This is a genomic window from Mesorhizobium sp. M00.F.Ca.ET.216.01.1.1 (genome assembly GCF_004010325.2).
In the GTDB taxonomy this organism is placed as follows: Bacteria; Pseudomonadota; Alphaproteobacteria; order Rhizobiales; family Rhizobiaceae; genus Mesorhizobium.
The window spans coordinates 8,687-23,772 of sequence record NZ_SADR02000039.1; the positions used below are offsets into that span (position 1 = coordinate 8,687).

Annotated in this window: 12 protein-coding genes; all 12 read left to right on the forward strand. The window is 59.2% G+C overall.

Annotated elements, in window-relative coordinates:
* Positions 1 to 231, forward strand: a 231-nt coding sequence (locus EN859_RS32265) for an Lrp/AsnC ligand binding domain-containing protein (protein ID WP_135913565.1), incomplete at its 5' end; no start/stop codon positions are given.
* Positions 232 to 430: 199 nt separating this feature from the next.
* On the forward strand, positions 431 to 1,390 hold the full coding sequence (locus EN859_RS32270) for an aminotransferase class IV (RefSeq protein WP_126038190.1): 960 nt from the start codon (positions 431 to 433) through the stop codon (positions 1,388 to 1,390).
* Between the two features lie 185 nt (positions 1,391 to 1,575).
* A complete protein-coding gene (locus EN859_RS38395; protein WP_189350314.1) occupies positions 1,576 to 1,716 on the forward strand; it encodes a hypothetical protein in 141 nt (46 codons plus the stop codon).
* Between the two features lie 52 nt (positions 1,717 to 1,768).
* Positions 1,769 to 2,968 carry a glycine C-acetyltransferase gene (locus EN859_RS32275; RefSeq protein WP_126038193.1) on the forward strand — a complete coding sequence of 400 codons (1,200 nt, stop codon included), beginning with the start codon at positions 1,769 to 1,771 and terminating at the stop codon, positions 2,966 to 2,968.
* Between the two features lie 886 nt (positions 2,969 to 3,854).
* Entirely contained in the window at positions 3,855 to 5,456 is a 1,602-nt protein-coding gene (locus tag EN859_RS32280) for an ABC transporter substrate-binding protein (RefSeq protein ID WP_126038196.1), read from the forward strand.
* On the forward strand, positions 5,456 to 6,397 hold the full coding sequence (locus EN859_RS32285) for an ABC transporter permease (RefSeq protein WP_126038199.1): 942 nt from the start codon (positions 5,456 to 5,458) through the stop codon (positions 6,395 to 6,397). The genes EN859_RS32280 and EN859_RS32285 overlap by 1 nt, the downstream gene beginning before the upstream one ends.
* Positions 6,398 to 6,399: 2 nt before the next feature.
* Entirely contained in the window at positions 6,400 to 7,281 is an 882-nt protein-coding gene (locus EN859_RS32290; protein WP_126038202.1) for an ABC transporter permease, read from the forward strand.
* A 1-nt stretch (position 7,282) separates the two neighbouring features.
* Entirely contained in the window at positions 7,283 to 8,290 is a 1,008-nt protein-coding gene (locus EN859_RS32295; protein ID WP_126089944.1) for an ABC transporter ATP-binding protein, read from the forward strand.
* Entirely contained in the window at positions 8,287 to 9,321 is a 1,035-nt protein-coding gene (locus EN859_RS32300) for a dipeptide ABC transporter ATP-binding protein (protein ID WP_126038205.1), read from the forward strand. Before EN859_RS32295 ends, EN859_RS32300 begins: the two co-directional genes overlap by 4 nt.
* A 77-nt stretch (positions 9,322 to 9,398) precedes the next feature.
* Positions 9,399 to 10,793 carry a CapA family protein gene (locus EN859_RS32305; protein ID WP_126038207.1) on the forward strand — a complete coding sequence of 465 codons (1,395 nt, stop codon included), beginning with the start codon at positions 9,399 to 9,401 and terminating at the stop codon, positions 10,791 to 10,793.
* Positions 10,794 to 11,007: 214 nt separating this feature from the next.
* Complete coding sequence (locus EN859_RS32310) at positions 11,008 to 12,252, forward strand: serine hydrolase (protein WP_126038210.1); 1,245 nt, start codon at positions 11,008 to 11,010, stop codon at positions 12,250 to 12,252.
* 1,214 nt (positions 12,253 to 13,466) lie between these two features.
* Positions 13,467 to 15,056: an ABC transporter substrate-binding protein gene (locus tag EN859_RS32320; RefSeq protein ID WP_126038213.1), complete on the forward strand. Its 1,590-nt coding sequence runs from the start codon at positions 13,467 to 13,469 to the stop codon at positions 15,054 to 15,056.
* The last annotated feature ends 30 nt before the right edge of the window (positions 15,057 to 15,086 follow it).

Here is a 15,086-nt window from a genome sequence, read left to right on the forward strand (position 1 = left end):
CGTCTGGACCTTGTCGACGATTTTAAGCGCGCGATGCGGGCGGCCAAGGAGGTTAGCCAGTGCTATATGGTCACGGGCGACGCCGATTTTGTCCTGATCGTGGCTGTTGAGGACGTCGAGGCCTTTGACGTCTTCGTCAAAACGAAGCTCTATACCAATCCTAATGTCCGAAAATTTAAGAGCATGATCGCGCTTGATCGTGTCAAGTTCGAGCCGCGGGTTTTGGTGTAACCTTGGGCGGATTGCGCTGAAGCCTTCACTCCGGGCTGCCTTTTGAAACCGCCATTGCGCATCCACCATCAGATTGGGCTTTTTCGCGTGGAGAAACGTGCGATCTACGGACGCAGTGGATCCTGCGTCGGGACGGTGTGGTTGCCAGACTGCTCGACGCGGGCAAAGCAACCGTCCCGGGGGTAAGGAAGGAGAAAGAATGACGCTCGCTATGACGCAGCTCTTAGGTGCTCTTCCAACTGTGGACGAGCATCACGTCGATCGACGTCAGTATCCGCGCGGGGTTGCTTTCATGGATGGGCAATACCTGCCCATGTCCGAGGCCAAGGTCTCCGTGCTCGATTGGGGTTTCCTGCACTCGGATGCCACCTACGACACGGTGCACGTCTGGAAGGGCAGGTTCTTCCGGCTGGACTTGCATCTCGACCGCTTCTTTGGGGGCGTGGAACGGCTGCGAATGAAGCTTCCCTATGATCGCGAAAAGATAGCCTCGATCCTCAACAATTGTGTCGCTCTGTCGGGGCACCAGTCGGCGTATGTGGAGATGATCTGCACGCGCGGCACATCGCCGACATTCAGTCGCGATCCCCGCCAAGCGGAGAACCGCTTCATGGCGTTTGCTGTGCCTTTTGGCTCGGTCGCCAACAAGGAACAGCTGGAAAGAGGCTTGCACGTCGCGATCAGCGAGACCGTCCGCATTCCGCCTAAGTCGGTCGATCCAGCGATCAAGAACTATCATTGGCTCGATCTCGTGAAGGGGCTTTTTGACGCCTATGACATGGGGGCTGAGACAGCGCTGATCGTCGATACGAACGGGCACATTGCGGAGGGCCCCGGCTTCAATGTGTTCGTTGTTAAGGACGGCTCCCTGAGGACGCCTGCTTTTGGCGTGTTGCCGGGGATCACGCGCCGAACCGTGTTCGATCTTTGCGCCGAGATCGGCCTCTCTGCCACGGCTGCCGATATCAGTCGCGCCGAGATCAAAGACGCTGACGAGGTGTTCATCACCTCGACTGCCGGCGGCATTATGCCCGTGACCCGCATCGGCGACGCCTCGGTCTCTAATGGACACGTCGGACCCGTCACCAGACGGCTCATGGACCTCTACTGGCAAAAGCACGATGATCCGCAATGGACGACTGCTGTCACCTACCCGTGATTGGAAACGAGCCATGTGCGAGCAATTTGCTAAGCGGGCTCGTGACGATGACAATGGATATGTCGTCAGGCAAACACCCGAAACCCGAGCAGGCGCGCTACGGTGGGGTTTCCGCCCCGGGTTTGGTGGCCTGCCGATACACGCCGATGTCTCCTGCTGTTGGGAGCTCAGCTAGGAAACGTGCGATGCCGATGGTGCGGCAACTTTCCCGCGCCGCCGAGCTCGCATCGCCCGAGGACTCTTACCTCAACGAGGCAAGCGAACCGTTCGCCATTGCCTCGAAGCGCGCCAGGTTGAGCGAATTGGCAACCGCTGCCGCGCTCTGATGAGCATATGCCTCTGTAAGGCGTACTCCATGCCATTCCTGCGAAGTTGCCGATGAAGAACGATTTTGTTGCCTATTTGTCAGCGGAACTAGCTGGCTTGAAGTCCGTTGGGCTCTACAAATCCGAGCGCGTGATCGCTTCGACACAGTCGGCCGAGATCGAACTCGCGGATGGCAGCAAGGTCCTGAATTTCTGCTCCAATAACTATCTCGGCCTAGCCGACAACGCCGAACTGCGCGAGTCGGCCAAGCAGGCACTCGATCGTTATGGTTACGGCATGGCCTCCGTCCGCTTCATCTGCGGCACTCAAGAAGAGCACAAGCAACTCGAGGCGCGCATCTCCTCATTCCTCAACAAGGAGGATGCGATCTTATATTCATCCTGTTTTGACGCGAATGCTGGATTGATCGAGACGCTGCTCAGCGAGCAAGACGCCATTATTTCCGATGCGTTGAACCACGCCTCGATCATTGACGGGGTACGGCTTTCAAAGGCCATGCGCTTCCGGTACGCTAACAATGATATGGAAGCTCTCGAAGAGGAGCTCAACAAGGCCGAAAGCAGCCGCTTTAAGCTGATCGCCACCGACGGCGTTTTTTCCATGGATGGCGTCATCGCCAATCTTGGCGGCGTTTGCGACCTGGCCGAGAAATACGGCGCGATGGTAATGGTCGACGACAGCCATGCCGTCGGGTTCGTCGGCAGGCATGGGCGCGGCACGGCGGAACATTGCGGCGTCGAGGGCAGGGTGGACATCATCACCGGCACGCTCGGCAAGGCGCTCGGCGGCGCTTCGGGCGGCTACACAGCAGGCAAGCGTGAGGTCATCGACTGGCTTCGCCAGCGCTCGCGGCCATACCTATTCTCCAATGCGTTGATGCCTGCGATCGCAGCGGCGTCGCTGAAGGTTTTCGATCTGATCGAACAAGGTGATGCGCTGCGCCAAAAGCTCTTTGCCAATGCCGACCGCTTCCGCTCGAACATGTCGAAGGCGGGGTTCACGCTGGCTGGCGCGGACCATCCAATCATCCCTTTGATTTTGGGCGACGCCAGCCTCGCGCAGCAGATGTCCGATAAGATGCTTCAGCGTGGCATCTATGTAATCGGATTCTCCTTCCCCGTCGTGCCGAAGGGCCAGGCGCGCATCCACACGCAGATGTCCGCCTCACATTCGAGTACGGACGTTGACCGTGCGGTCGAGGCGTTCAAGGAGGTAGGCAGGGAATTGGGAGTCATTCGATATCGGACATGAGGGAATATTCGTCGACGTCTGCGAGGAAATCAGGATAGTCCTTTGCGTGAACCCGGGTCGGTGTCTGCGACTTTGGCGACAAGTCGACTCAACATTTATCCGGTCAAGGGATAGCTATCACGGTCAAGCTCGATGCATCGGCGTCACAGGATGCCGTGGGTCGGCAAAGGTCAGGCGCGTGATATGTTCTATAGTTGTGGCCGTGTTTGGGTTGGAGGTTGTCGGCTGCAACTGCCGAGATACTTGCGGAGGCCATTTCGGGTGACCTGTCTGCCGAGGCACGACAAGTTGCCTAAGCGCGACGGAGGAGTGCGATGCTATCTCCGATGTAGAGACAACGCGTATTGGATCATATAACTGAAGATTGCGCCCGTATCGCCGTGAAGGCACCCGGCGATTTAGCGAGGTACAAAGCGTCTCTGTCGTGATCGGCATCTCATCTATCACGAGGCTATTTGAGCGTTCCGACCAACGACGTCCAATGCGAGTTGGCGGGCGCAGCTCGTGCCGCCGCTGGCCAGCGCAAGGCCTGACCGGTGAGCGCTGCTCACTCATTGAAAAGAGACCAATGCCCATGCCGTGCCGACAAGTGGACGCCTCGAAAGTTCCCCTTCTAGGACTTGTCCGTCTGCGAGCGAAGATGAACTGCCCCGGGCAGCCGGCGGAGACTGAGATATTTCAAACCACGCCGCTTTGTGGGGCTTGCATTTCAGCAGTCGATGCATTTTGGCGCGAACTCTCCTCTTCAGGGTGCTAGCGTTTCCAAATCGCCGCCACCCGATTGGGCTCGTTAGAAACGCAAGCAATACCTTCGCTGGTGGTGTCGACAAGTCCAAAAATAGCGCGCGAATCAACCGCGCCATTAACTCGAAAGGGGAACTGGAACATGATCTCTCGACGCGACCTTATTAAGACCGGCATGGCCGCTGGAGCGGCCATATCGATCCCTTCTCTCCTGCGGGCGCAGACATCGCCGAGCACGGACCAGACGGTCCGCATGGTGATAGACAACCTCAGTGTATTCGACCCGGTCGTTACAACGGCTGACAGTACCTACACCCATGCCTTCGCGGTTTACGATACACTGTTCGGGACCGATTCGCAGTTTGCGCCGCATCCACAGATGGTGGGAAAGTGGGACGTATCTGACGACAGGAAGACCTATACGTTCGAGCTCCGCGATGGTCTCGGCTGGCACGACGGCACCCCTGTTACCGCGACGGACTGTGTCGCCTCGATCCGCCGCTGGGGCCAAGTGGCTCCCGGTGGCCAGTTGCTCATGGCGCGGGTCAGGGATATCTCGAAAAAGGATGACAAGACTTTCGCAATCGCGCTCAAGGAACCGTTGGGGGCTCTGCTCAACATTCTGGCTTTCCAAGGCCCATTCATCATGCGCGAGAAGGACGCGAATCTTTCTCCAGCAGAACAAGTAACCGCGAATATCGGATCGGGACCCTTCAAGTTCAATCACGCTCTTGCCAGGCCGGGCGCGAGCTTCACCTACGACCGCAACGAAAAGTACGTACCACGTACCGAAGCACCTGACGGACTGGCCGGCGGGAAGATCGTAAAGGTCGATCGTGTCATCTGGGACATCGGCTTGTTCGCCGATCAGCAGACGGCCTTGGCGGCCTTGCATTCAGGTGAGATTGATTTCTTGTTGGCGCCCCCGCTCGATCTCTTACCGGTCATCGAGAGCGATCCCAACCTTGAACTGCAAGTTCTGGACAAGGCGGGCAGCGACTATTTGCTTCGCATGAACTGCCTGCAAAAGCCATTCGATAACGTGAAGGCACGCCAAGCGATGCTTCACCTGGTCGATCAGGAGGCCATGATGCGCGCCGCAGTCGGCGACCCAAAATACTTCCGCACCGTCACTTCGATGTTTGGAAATGAAACGCCGATGTCCAATGACGAAAACACGGAATGGTTCAAAAAAGGCGGCGATCCAGAAAAGGCCAAGCAACTCTTCAAGGAGGCGGGATACGACGGCGAGAAAGTCGTCATCCTGCAGCCCACGGACTGGGCGGCGGCAAGCAATGCCTCGCAGCTGCTGGCAGCTGAGTTGCGGAAGATCGGGCTTAATGCCGAGCTTGCTCCGAGCGACTGGGGCGGGGTTGTCGCCCGCCGCGCGAACAAAGGCCCCGTTGAGGACGGCGGCTGGAGCATCTTCATAACGACCGAACCTGAAGCGATTCTCGGCAATGTTATCACCGACGTCACCCTGCCTATGAACGGCGAAAGTGGTTGGTTCGGCTGGCCTAAGAACGACGAATATGAGGCTCTTCGGGTCAAATGGGCAGATCTCGAAACGCTCGAGGAGCGCAAGGTGCTGGCTCGAAAGATGCAGCAAATATGGTGGGACTATGTGCCCTCGGTTCTGTTAGGTCAGAGTGTTGCGCCAAGCGCGCGACGCAAGACGCTCACTGGCCTCATCGGCGTGCCGGCCTGGATCCCATTTTGGAACATGCAGAAGGCTGAGGCCTGATGGCTGTCTACATCCTACGCAGGTCGATCTCTGCCATCGGCGTCATGGCGATGGTCGGGATGTTCGTCTTCCTGCTTCTCAGGCTGGCGCCTGGCGACCCGGCGGCCATGATCGCCGGCAGGTCGGCCACGGCGGAGATGATCGCTGGCATCCGCGAGCAGATGGGACTGAACGATCCCCTGCCGGTTCAATTCATACGTTGGGTGCGGGATTTGATCGGCGGCGATTTCGGCACTTCAATCTTTGCCGGACGACCGGTTCTCGAACTCATCTCGCAGCGGCTTGAACCGACCATTTCCCTGTCGATCCTGACGATGATCGTTTCCGTGACGGTCGGGGTCTCCTTTGGCGTCCTCGCCGCATGGCGAGCTGGCGGTCTTGTTGATCGCATCCTGACGGCATTCGCGACAGTTGGTTTTTCTGTCCCGGTGTTTGTCGTCGGCTTCTTCCTCATATACTTGTTCGCGATCAGGACACATTGGCTGCCCGTCCAAGGATACCAGCCGATCGACCATGGCTTCGGGCCATGGCTTGTGCACTTGATCCTGCCGACCGTGACTTTGAGCGTTCCCTACATTGCTTTCATCGCCCGGATCACGCGCGCGAGCATGCTCGAGGTTCTGTCGGAAGACTATATGCGAACAGCCGCCGCCAAGGGCGCGTCTTCCTATGCTATGCTTTTCCACCATGCTCTGAAGAATGCGGGGGCCCCGATCCTCACCGTCATCGGCTTAAGTTTCGCAGGTCTGATTGGCGGTGTCGTCATCACGGAAACGGTGTTCAACATACCTGGTGTCGGACGTTTGGTGGTCGATGCGATCAACAACCGCGACTATCCTATCATTCAAGGTGTGCTCATCCTGGTTTCGGGTCTTTACGTCCTTATCAATCTCGCGGTCGATCTTTCCTACACCCTGATCGACCCCCGCATCCGGTACTGATTATGACGCTCCTCTCCGCACCAGTTGAATACGTCCCGACGGGTCGCCTGCGAATATCTGACCTTCCCCGTCTGGCAAGGCGGCATCGCCTGGTCGCCATCGGCGGCGGCCTCTTAGCTCTGTTAATCGTTTTAGCCCTCGCTGCCCCGCTTTACGCCGGCGATCCATTAAACATGGATCCATTCAAACGCCTTCAGCCGCCTTCGGCCGAGATGTGGTTCGGTAGTGACAATTTGGGCCGTGACGTATTCGCACGGACGGTGTTCGGCACCCGGATATCCCTTATGGTCGGATTGACGTCGGCGGTGGGCGCGGCCTTGGGCGGCGCTCTGATAGGTGTCCTCGCCGGCTACAACCGGACCTTTGATAATATGGTCATGCGGGTCATGGACGGGCTTATGTCGATCCCGACGATTCTGCTGGCCATCGCTCTTATTTCTCTGACAGGGCCTGGCATCGGTATCCTCATCGTCGCCATCACGATCCCCCAGTTACCAAGCGTTGCACGGCTGGTTCGTTCGGCGGTTCTGAGTGTTCGGGAGCGTCCGTATGTGGAGGCGGCCCTCTGCGGCGGGGCCCGCATGCCGAAAGTGCTGTGGCGGCACATCCTGCCAAGCACCATTCCGCCGCTTATGGTGCAGAGCGCCATAATCTGCGCAGATGCGATTCTGACAGAGGCCGGCCTGAGCTTCCTGGGCGCGGGCGTGCCGCCCGAGATTCCGAGCTGGGGCAACATGATTTCAAGCTCTCGACTGTATCTCGCTATCGCCCCAATGACGGTTTTCGCCCCCGGTATCTGCCTTGCTGTCATGGTCCTTGCCGTTAACCTGCTCGGGGATGGCTTGCGCGACCTGTTCGATCCCCGTTCAAAGCGGAGACGTTGATATGCTCATGCGAGAATCCGCAGGGGATGACGTGCTTCTCGACGTCCGAGACCTGGAGACGCACTTTTACGGCGAAGAAAGTGTCACCCGCGCCCTGGGCGGCATCAGCTTCCAGGTGAAGAAAGGCGAAACGCTCGGCGTGGTCGGCGAATCGGGATGTGGGAAAAGCGTCACCGCCCTCTCCATCCTTCGCCTGTTGCCGAAGCTGACCGCCAGGACCGTCGGCGGCGAGGTCCGCTTTCACGGACGTGACCTCCTTGAACTGTCCGATCGGGAGATGCGACAGATCCGCGGCGACCAGATCGCCATGATCTTCCAGGAGCCAATGACGAGCCTGAACCCGGTCTATACGGTCGGCCGCCAGATTGCCGAGGCGGTGCAGATCCACACCAAGGCTTCGCGGTTCGATGCGATGGCAAAGGCGCAAGAGATGCTCCGTCTTGTCCGCATTGCGGACCCCGAGCGTCGCGTCAACAACTATCCTCACGAAATGTCGGGCGGGATGCGCCAGCGCGCCATGATCGCCATGGCTCTTGCCTGCTCACCAGAACTATTGATCGCCGACGAGCCAACCACTGCGCTTGACGTTACTATCCAGGCGCAGATCCTGCGGCTCATGGTCGATCTGAAAGAGCGTACGGGAACGGCCGTTATGTTCATTACGCATGACCTGGGCGTTATAGCCGAGACATGCCAACGCGTGATTGTTATGTATGCTGGCCGAATCGTCGAGCAAGCGACCGTAACTGATCTGTTTGCGCGTCCGGCGCATCCTTACACTCAGGGCCTCATGCGATCGGTGCCTGACCGGCGGCGCGGCCGACAGCGCCGCCTTCCGGAAATTCCCGGCATTGTCCCAAGTCTTCGCGAGCCCATTGTCGGGTGCAGCTTTGCTCCTCGCTGCCCGTTCGCTATCGACATTTGCCGCGACACGACCCCCCCCCTGCGTGATGTCGGGTCGAGCCACGCCGCAGCTTGCTGGCGCGCCGAAGAGGTGATGAGCGCATGAACGGTCCTCTGCTGAAAGTCGAGAATCTGACCAAGCACTACCCGCTTGGCTCGGGAATCTTCAAGAAAAGCATTCCGGTAATCCGGGCGGTGGAGGATGTATCGTTTTCCGTCGAGGCGGGCGAGACGCTTTGCATCGTCGGCGAATCCGGCTGCGGCAAGTCCACCGTGGCGCGGCTCCTGATGCGGCTCGTGGAACCGACGGGCGGGCGCGTGCTGATCGACGGGACCGACATTGCGAGCCTCAAGAAGGACGCGCTTCACGCCTGGCGCCGTCGGATGCAGATGGTTTTTCAGGATCCTTACTCGTCGCTGAACCCCCGTCTCACCGCCGGACAGATCATCACCGAACCCGTCGAGAATTTCGAGCGCCTCAGCCGGAAGCAGCGCACCGCGCTTGCTGCGGACCTTCTCCAGAAGGTCGGAATGTCGCCCGAGATGATGCACAGGCTCCCGTCCGAGTTGTCGGGCGGCCAGCGGCAGCGCCTCGGCATCGCGCGGGCGCTGGCCCTCCAGCCCTCGCTCATCATCGCCGACGAGGCGGTGTCAGCCCTTGACGTATCAGTGCAGGCACAGATCTTGAATCTGCTTCTGGATCTCCAGCAGCAGATGGGCATTGCCTTCGTCTTCATCTCACATGACCTTAGCGTCGTGGAGCATATCGGCCATCGTGTCGCGGTCATGTATTTGGGTCGGATAGTGGAACTCGCACCATGCGAGGCGCTCTTCGCCAAACCGGTCCATCCCTACACGGAGGCGCTGATCGCAGCAGCCCCGGTCCCGGATCCGACGCGGGCTCGGCTGGAGGTGCCCGTGGAAGGCGAGGTGCCAAGCCCGATCAACCCGCCGCGCGGGTGCGCGTTTCACCCGCGCTGCCCGCTCGCGGTGGAGCGTTGCCGCATCGAAGTACCACCTCCGGTGCCGATGCCAGATGGGCGGGTCGTGGCCTGTCATGTGCGTGCTCCGGCTACAGAGAACATCCCGACCCAACCGGCTGTAGCAGACGATCATTCGCCTGCTCATGTGTCTTAGCCTCATCACCCGGTCCTAGGTATGGGAAACGCAATAGCTGCAGTCAAAATGCAAATTCGTGAAAGGTAGGAGATCTTATGGACTCGCATGAAGATGGTCGCCCTCCGATCCAGCAGGATGGTGGCTTTGATACGGTGGGTTCGATTGCCACGAACGTTGCAGACGGCTTCACGATGGCCGCAGTCGGCGACCTTCTCTTCGCTCGGCCCGTAACAAAAGGCTATCATCCCGGCTTGGCTGATGTCCTCAGGATCTTTGATAAGGCTGACGTCGTTTTCGGAAATCTGGAGACCAACATCTTGGATGTTCAGTCTAAAGGAAGTCCCCAGGCTGAGTACGGTGGTGCGTATTGCATCAGCGCCCCAGAGCTGGGACGTGACTTAAAGACGATGGGCTTCAATATGCTCAGTCGCGCGAATAACCACACACTTGACTGGGGCGTCGAAGGGATGCGCGAAACAACCCGGGCGCTTGACGAGAACGGGATCATCCATGCAGGTGCCGGCGAAAACCTGGCACAAGCCGGCGCAGCTCGCTTCTTGGAAACCTCGCGCGGTCGCGTTGCGTTGGTTTCGTTTGCGACGACGTTCTCGCCGATGTCCCGTGGGTGCAATCCCGCCGGCGATGCGCCAGGCAGACCAGGACTCAACGCCCTTCGTTTCACGACGAGCATCGTAGTCCCGCCCGAGATGCTCGAGAGCTTGAGACGGGTGCGCGAAGTGTTACCAGGCTACAATCCCGCCGGACAGGATTCCAGCCGGGTCGTACTGGGCGGGGTGACATACAAAGCGGGCAACAAAGCCGGTTACAGCTTCGAAACAGACCCTCGCGACGTCGCCGGTATTCTGCGAAACGTTCGTCAGGGCAAGCAGTTCTCCGACTTCTGCATCGTCACGAACCACGGACACGAGCCCGGGGAATGGAGCCAGGAGCCGCCTGACTACGAACAATCGTTTGCCCGCAGGCTCATTGATGCCGGAGCAGACGCATACGTCGTACACGGACCGCATCTGTTGCGAGGCATCGAGATCTACAAAGGGCGACCGATTTTTTATAGCTTGGGGAATTTCTTCTGTCAGGATCTCCGGTCGCCGGTAGGCGCTGATATGTTCGAGGCATACGGCAAGGACCCTCAGGTTGATACGGATGCTGAGGTGACCGTAGATGAGGTGGCAAAAGGATATCCGACGGCAGCAGGATTTGTAGGCCCCCAATCCGATGCGGTCTATTATGAGAGCGTTGTCACTATCAGCCGCTTTGAGCAGAACCGGCTTGCTGAATTGAGGCTCTATCCAATCGAACTCCGCCGCTCGAACAGGTTTGCCAACCGGGGAGTGCCGCGTCTTGCTCCCGCAGCTCAGGGAATAGCCATTCTGGAGCGTCTCCAAAAGCTCTCCAAGCCGTTTGGCACCGAGATCGCCATCGAGAACGACGTCGGACTGATTCGACTGCGACCCAGCTCGGCGCAATGACACGGCATGTCATGATGTCTCGGGTGCAGCTAGGCGAATCCCCCGCCCGAGGGCACTAGCCAGGGCCGTTGGGCCGCGAGACTTGGGCTTTGCCCAACCGCTGGTACTTGCAATAGAGGCCTACGACCCGACCAATCAGAACAATTTGTCAGAACACCTGGGCCACGTGGACTACCTGCCATACGTTTTCAACGAACGAGGAGACTATTGATACATGCTCGAATTCAATGGACAGCACTTTCTCGATGGCCGCGCGTCTAATCCCAATGCACTCGGCTGGATGCGCGGTGCGCCGCCCCCCGCGGACAAGCGCATAACTTTCGAGAGCGACGAATTCCTCAACTTTCCGCAGCTGCGCTGGTCGCTGTCGCACATGCGCGAGCTTGTGCCGTCTGTCAACGTGTGGCGTGGGCGGGGTGGCCCTGCGCTGCTCGAACGCAGCGACAAGACCGCGGAAATCGACGCTCTCACCTTTGCCGACGCGAACGGACGCATGCGCCGTTTCGACGAGGCGCTCTACGATACCTACACAGACGGAATCGTGGTTCTGCATCGCGGGCGTATCGTTTATGAGCGATACTTCGGCGCGCTCGAGCGGCACCTACCGCATGCATTGCACTCGGTTACGAAGTCATATGCGGGTACGATCGCCGCGGCGCTCGTGCACGAAGGCGTGCTCGACGACTCCAAAGCGCTCGCGCACTACCTACCGGAGCTGCGCGGCAGCGCATTCGAGGACGCGACGCTGCGCCAGGTAATGGACATGCAGACAGGCCTCGACTACAGCGAGAACTACGCCGATAGGCACGCTAGCTTCTGGGCGCATGCTCGCGCCTGCGGCTGGCGACCTCGGCCTGCTGGGTACAGCGGTCCGCAGACTTTGTTCGACTACTTGTGCACGCTCCGCAAGAAAGGCGTACACGGCGAATTCGTTGACTACAAGACCGTGAATACCGATGTGCTGGCCTGGGTAATGAACCGCGTAACCGGGCACTCCTTCGCACAACTGCTGCATGAACGCCTGTGGGCTCCACTCGGTTGCGAAGAGGACGGATATGTCTTCGTGGATTCCGCGGGCACAGCAATGGCTGGAGCCGGCCTGTCGGCGACCGTGCGCGATTTGGCGCGCTTCGGCGAGCTTATGCGACGCCACGGCGAGTGGAACGGGAAACAGCTGATACCTAGCTCAGTTATAGAGGACGTCCAAAATGGGGACGCCCCGTCCAAATTCGCGTATGAGGAGATGCAGGGCTATGCGTATCGAAGCCAATGGTGGGTGACGCATGATGAACTGGCCGCATTCTTGGGTCGAGGCATGCACGGCCAACTGCTCTACATCGCGCCAAGAGCGGAGATGGTGGTGGCGCGCTTGGCGTCTCATCCCGTAGCGGGCAGCTCCGGAAACATTCCGATTACTCTGCCACAGATGCTAGAACTGGGTCGGGCCCTGTCCGCATAGCGTACGTGGAGCAGCCTGGGATCTGCTTGCACTTTGAGCGGAGACCTACACCGGCCACGTCGCCTCTACGCGCTTGAGGGGGTTCGCCGAGCCAGAATGGATTTGTCAGAAACCGTGATGCACACGTCGGCAACGAACGAGGAGAGACTCGACACGCATGCTCGAATTGGACAGACAGCGCTACCTCGGCGGCCGCGCGTCCGATCCCGATTAACTCGGCGCGGTGCTCCGCCGCCGGCGGACAAGCGCATCACTTTCGAAAAGTCTCGCATTCCTCGATTTTCCGCAGTTGCGCTTGGTCCCTGTCGCATATGCGCGAGCTGGTGCCGACGATCTACGTGAGGCGGGGGCGGGGCGGGCCTACGTTGCTCGATCGCTGCGACCAGACCGCCGACATCGACGCGCTCTCCTTCGCCGACGCGGACGGGCGCGTGCGCCGGTTCGCTCTACGATACCTGCACGGACGGGATCGTTTTACATCGTGGGCGCATCGTCTACGAGCGCTATTTTGGCGCGCTTGAGCCGCACCTGCCGCATGCGTGCTGGTCCGTCACGACGTCATATCGGCCACGCTCGCCGCGGCGCTCATATATGAAAGCGTGCTCGACGAATCCAAGGCGTTTGCGCACTATCTGCCGGAGCTGCGCGGCAGCGCGTTCGAAGAGGCCACGCTGCGCCAGGCCATGGACATGCAGACAGGCCTACACGACAGCGAGGACTATGATGACAAAAGCTCCTTGGCCTACACCGACCACGTGGCCTCTACGCGCTTCAGAGGGATCGCGGCAGTGTGGGCGGCGCCTGCTCGGCGCAGGCGCGCAACCACCTTCTCCGCCTTGTGCGCCACATACAGAAGCTGGCCGTGCATGCCTCTGCCTAGGAAGGCGTTGTGTGATCTACTAACCGCCGGCGCAAGAGCCTGCAGGGCGAAGTGATGCCCGGTCCCGCCGAAAGCTGAGAATTGTCCAACGAGAAGATCGCAAATGAGCTGCCGCGTGCGCAAGGCGGAGGCTGAGGCTGAGACATTTCAAACCACGACGCTTTGTGCTGTCCGTGTTTCAGCAGCTGACGCATTTTGGGGCAAACCCTCCTGCCCAGGTGCTACCCTACGCGTCCTCGAACGTGTTTGTGAAGACGAATGCTTCGCCCGTGGTCGACAAGACGTAATAAGCGCGGATTAACCCGCGCCAGTGGCTCAAAAGGGGAACTGAAAGATGACGATTTCTCGACGCAACCTCTTCAAGGTGGGTGTCGCCGCCGGAGCGGCTTTATCGATCCCTTCTGTCCTGCGGGCGCAGACATCACCGGCTCCCGACCGGACTGTCCGCATGGTGATAGGCCTCGGTGTGTTCGACCCGGTCGTTTCAACGTCTGACACCACCTTCACCCACGCCTTCGCGATTTACGATACGCTGTTCGGGGTCGATTCGACGTTTGCACCGCATCCGCAGATGGTGGGAAAGTGGCGCGTATCCGACGACAGGAAGACCTATACCTTCGAGCTCCGCGATGGTCTCGGATGGCACGACGGCACCCTCGTTACCGCGGCGGACTGTGTCGCCTCAATCCATCGCTGGGGCGAGGTGGCTCCCGGCGGGCAGTTGCTCATAGCTCGGGCCAGGGATATCTCGAAAAAGGATGACAAGACCTTCACAATCGCGCTTAAGGAGCCGATGGGCGCTCTGCTCAGCATCCTGGCTTTCCAAGGCCCATTCATCATGCGCGAGAAGGACGCGAATCTTCCCCCAACGGAGCAGGTAACCGCGAATATCGGATCGGGGCCCTTCAAGTTCAATCACACTCTTGCCAAGCCGGGCGCGAGCTTCACCTACGACCGCAATGAAAAATACGTACCACGTACCGAAGCGCCCGACGGACTGGCCGGCGGGAAGATCGTTAAGGTCGATCGTGTCATCTGGGATAATATAGCCGATCAGCAGACGGCCTTGGCGGCCCTGCAAGCAGGTGAGGTTGATTTTCTCTCGCTGCCGCCAGTTGATCTCTTGCCGGTCATCGAGAGCGATCCCAACCTTGAACTGCAAGTTCTGGACAAGACGGGTCAGGATATGTTCCTGAGCATGAACTGTCTGCAAAAGCCGTTCGACAACGTGAAGGTTCGCCAAGCGATGCTTCACCTGGTCGATCAGGAGGCTGTGATGCGCGCCGCGTTCGGCGACCCAAAATACTTCCGCACTGTCACTTCGATCTTTGGAAACGAAACGCCGATGTCCAATGACGAAAATACGGGATGGTTCAAAAAGGGCGGCGACCCGGAAAAGGCCAAGCAACTCCTCAAGGAGGCGGGATATGCAGGCGAGAAAGTCGTCATTCTCGAAACCACGGATTGGCGGGAGGCCGACAATGCCGCGCAGTTCCTAGCGGTCGAGCTGCGAAAAATCGGGGTCAATGCCGAGCTTGCGCCGAGCGACTGGAGCGCGGCTACCGCCCGCCTCGATAACAAGGGCCCCGTGGAGGACGGAGGCTGGAGCATCTTCATAACTAGCGAACCTGAAGCGATACGCGGCAATGTTATCACGGCCGTGACCCTGACCATGAATGGCGAAAAAGGTTGGGTCGGTTGGCCGCAGAATGACGAATATGAGGCTCTTCGCGCCAAATGGGCAGATGTCGAAACGCTCGAAGAACGGAAGGCAATTGCCCGCAAGATGCAGCGAATATTTTGGGACTATGCTTCCCAGGTTCCGTTAGGTCAACAAATCACGCCAATCGCGCGCCGCAAGACACTCACTGGCCTCATTGGCGTGCCGGCGTGGATCCCTATGTGGAACATGCAGAAGGCTTGAGGCGCAATGGCCGCCTATCTCCTTCGCCGG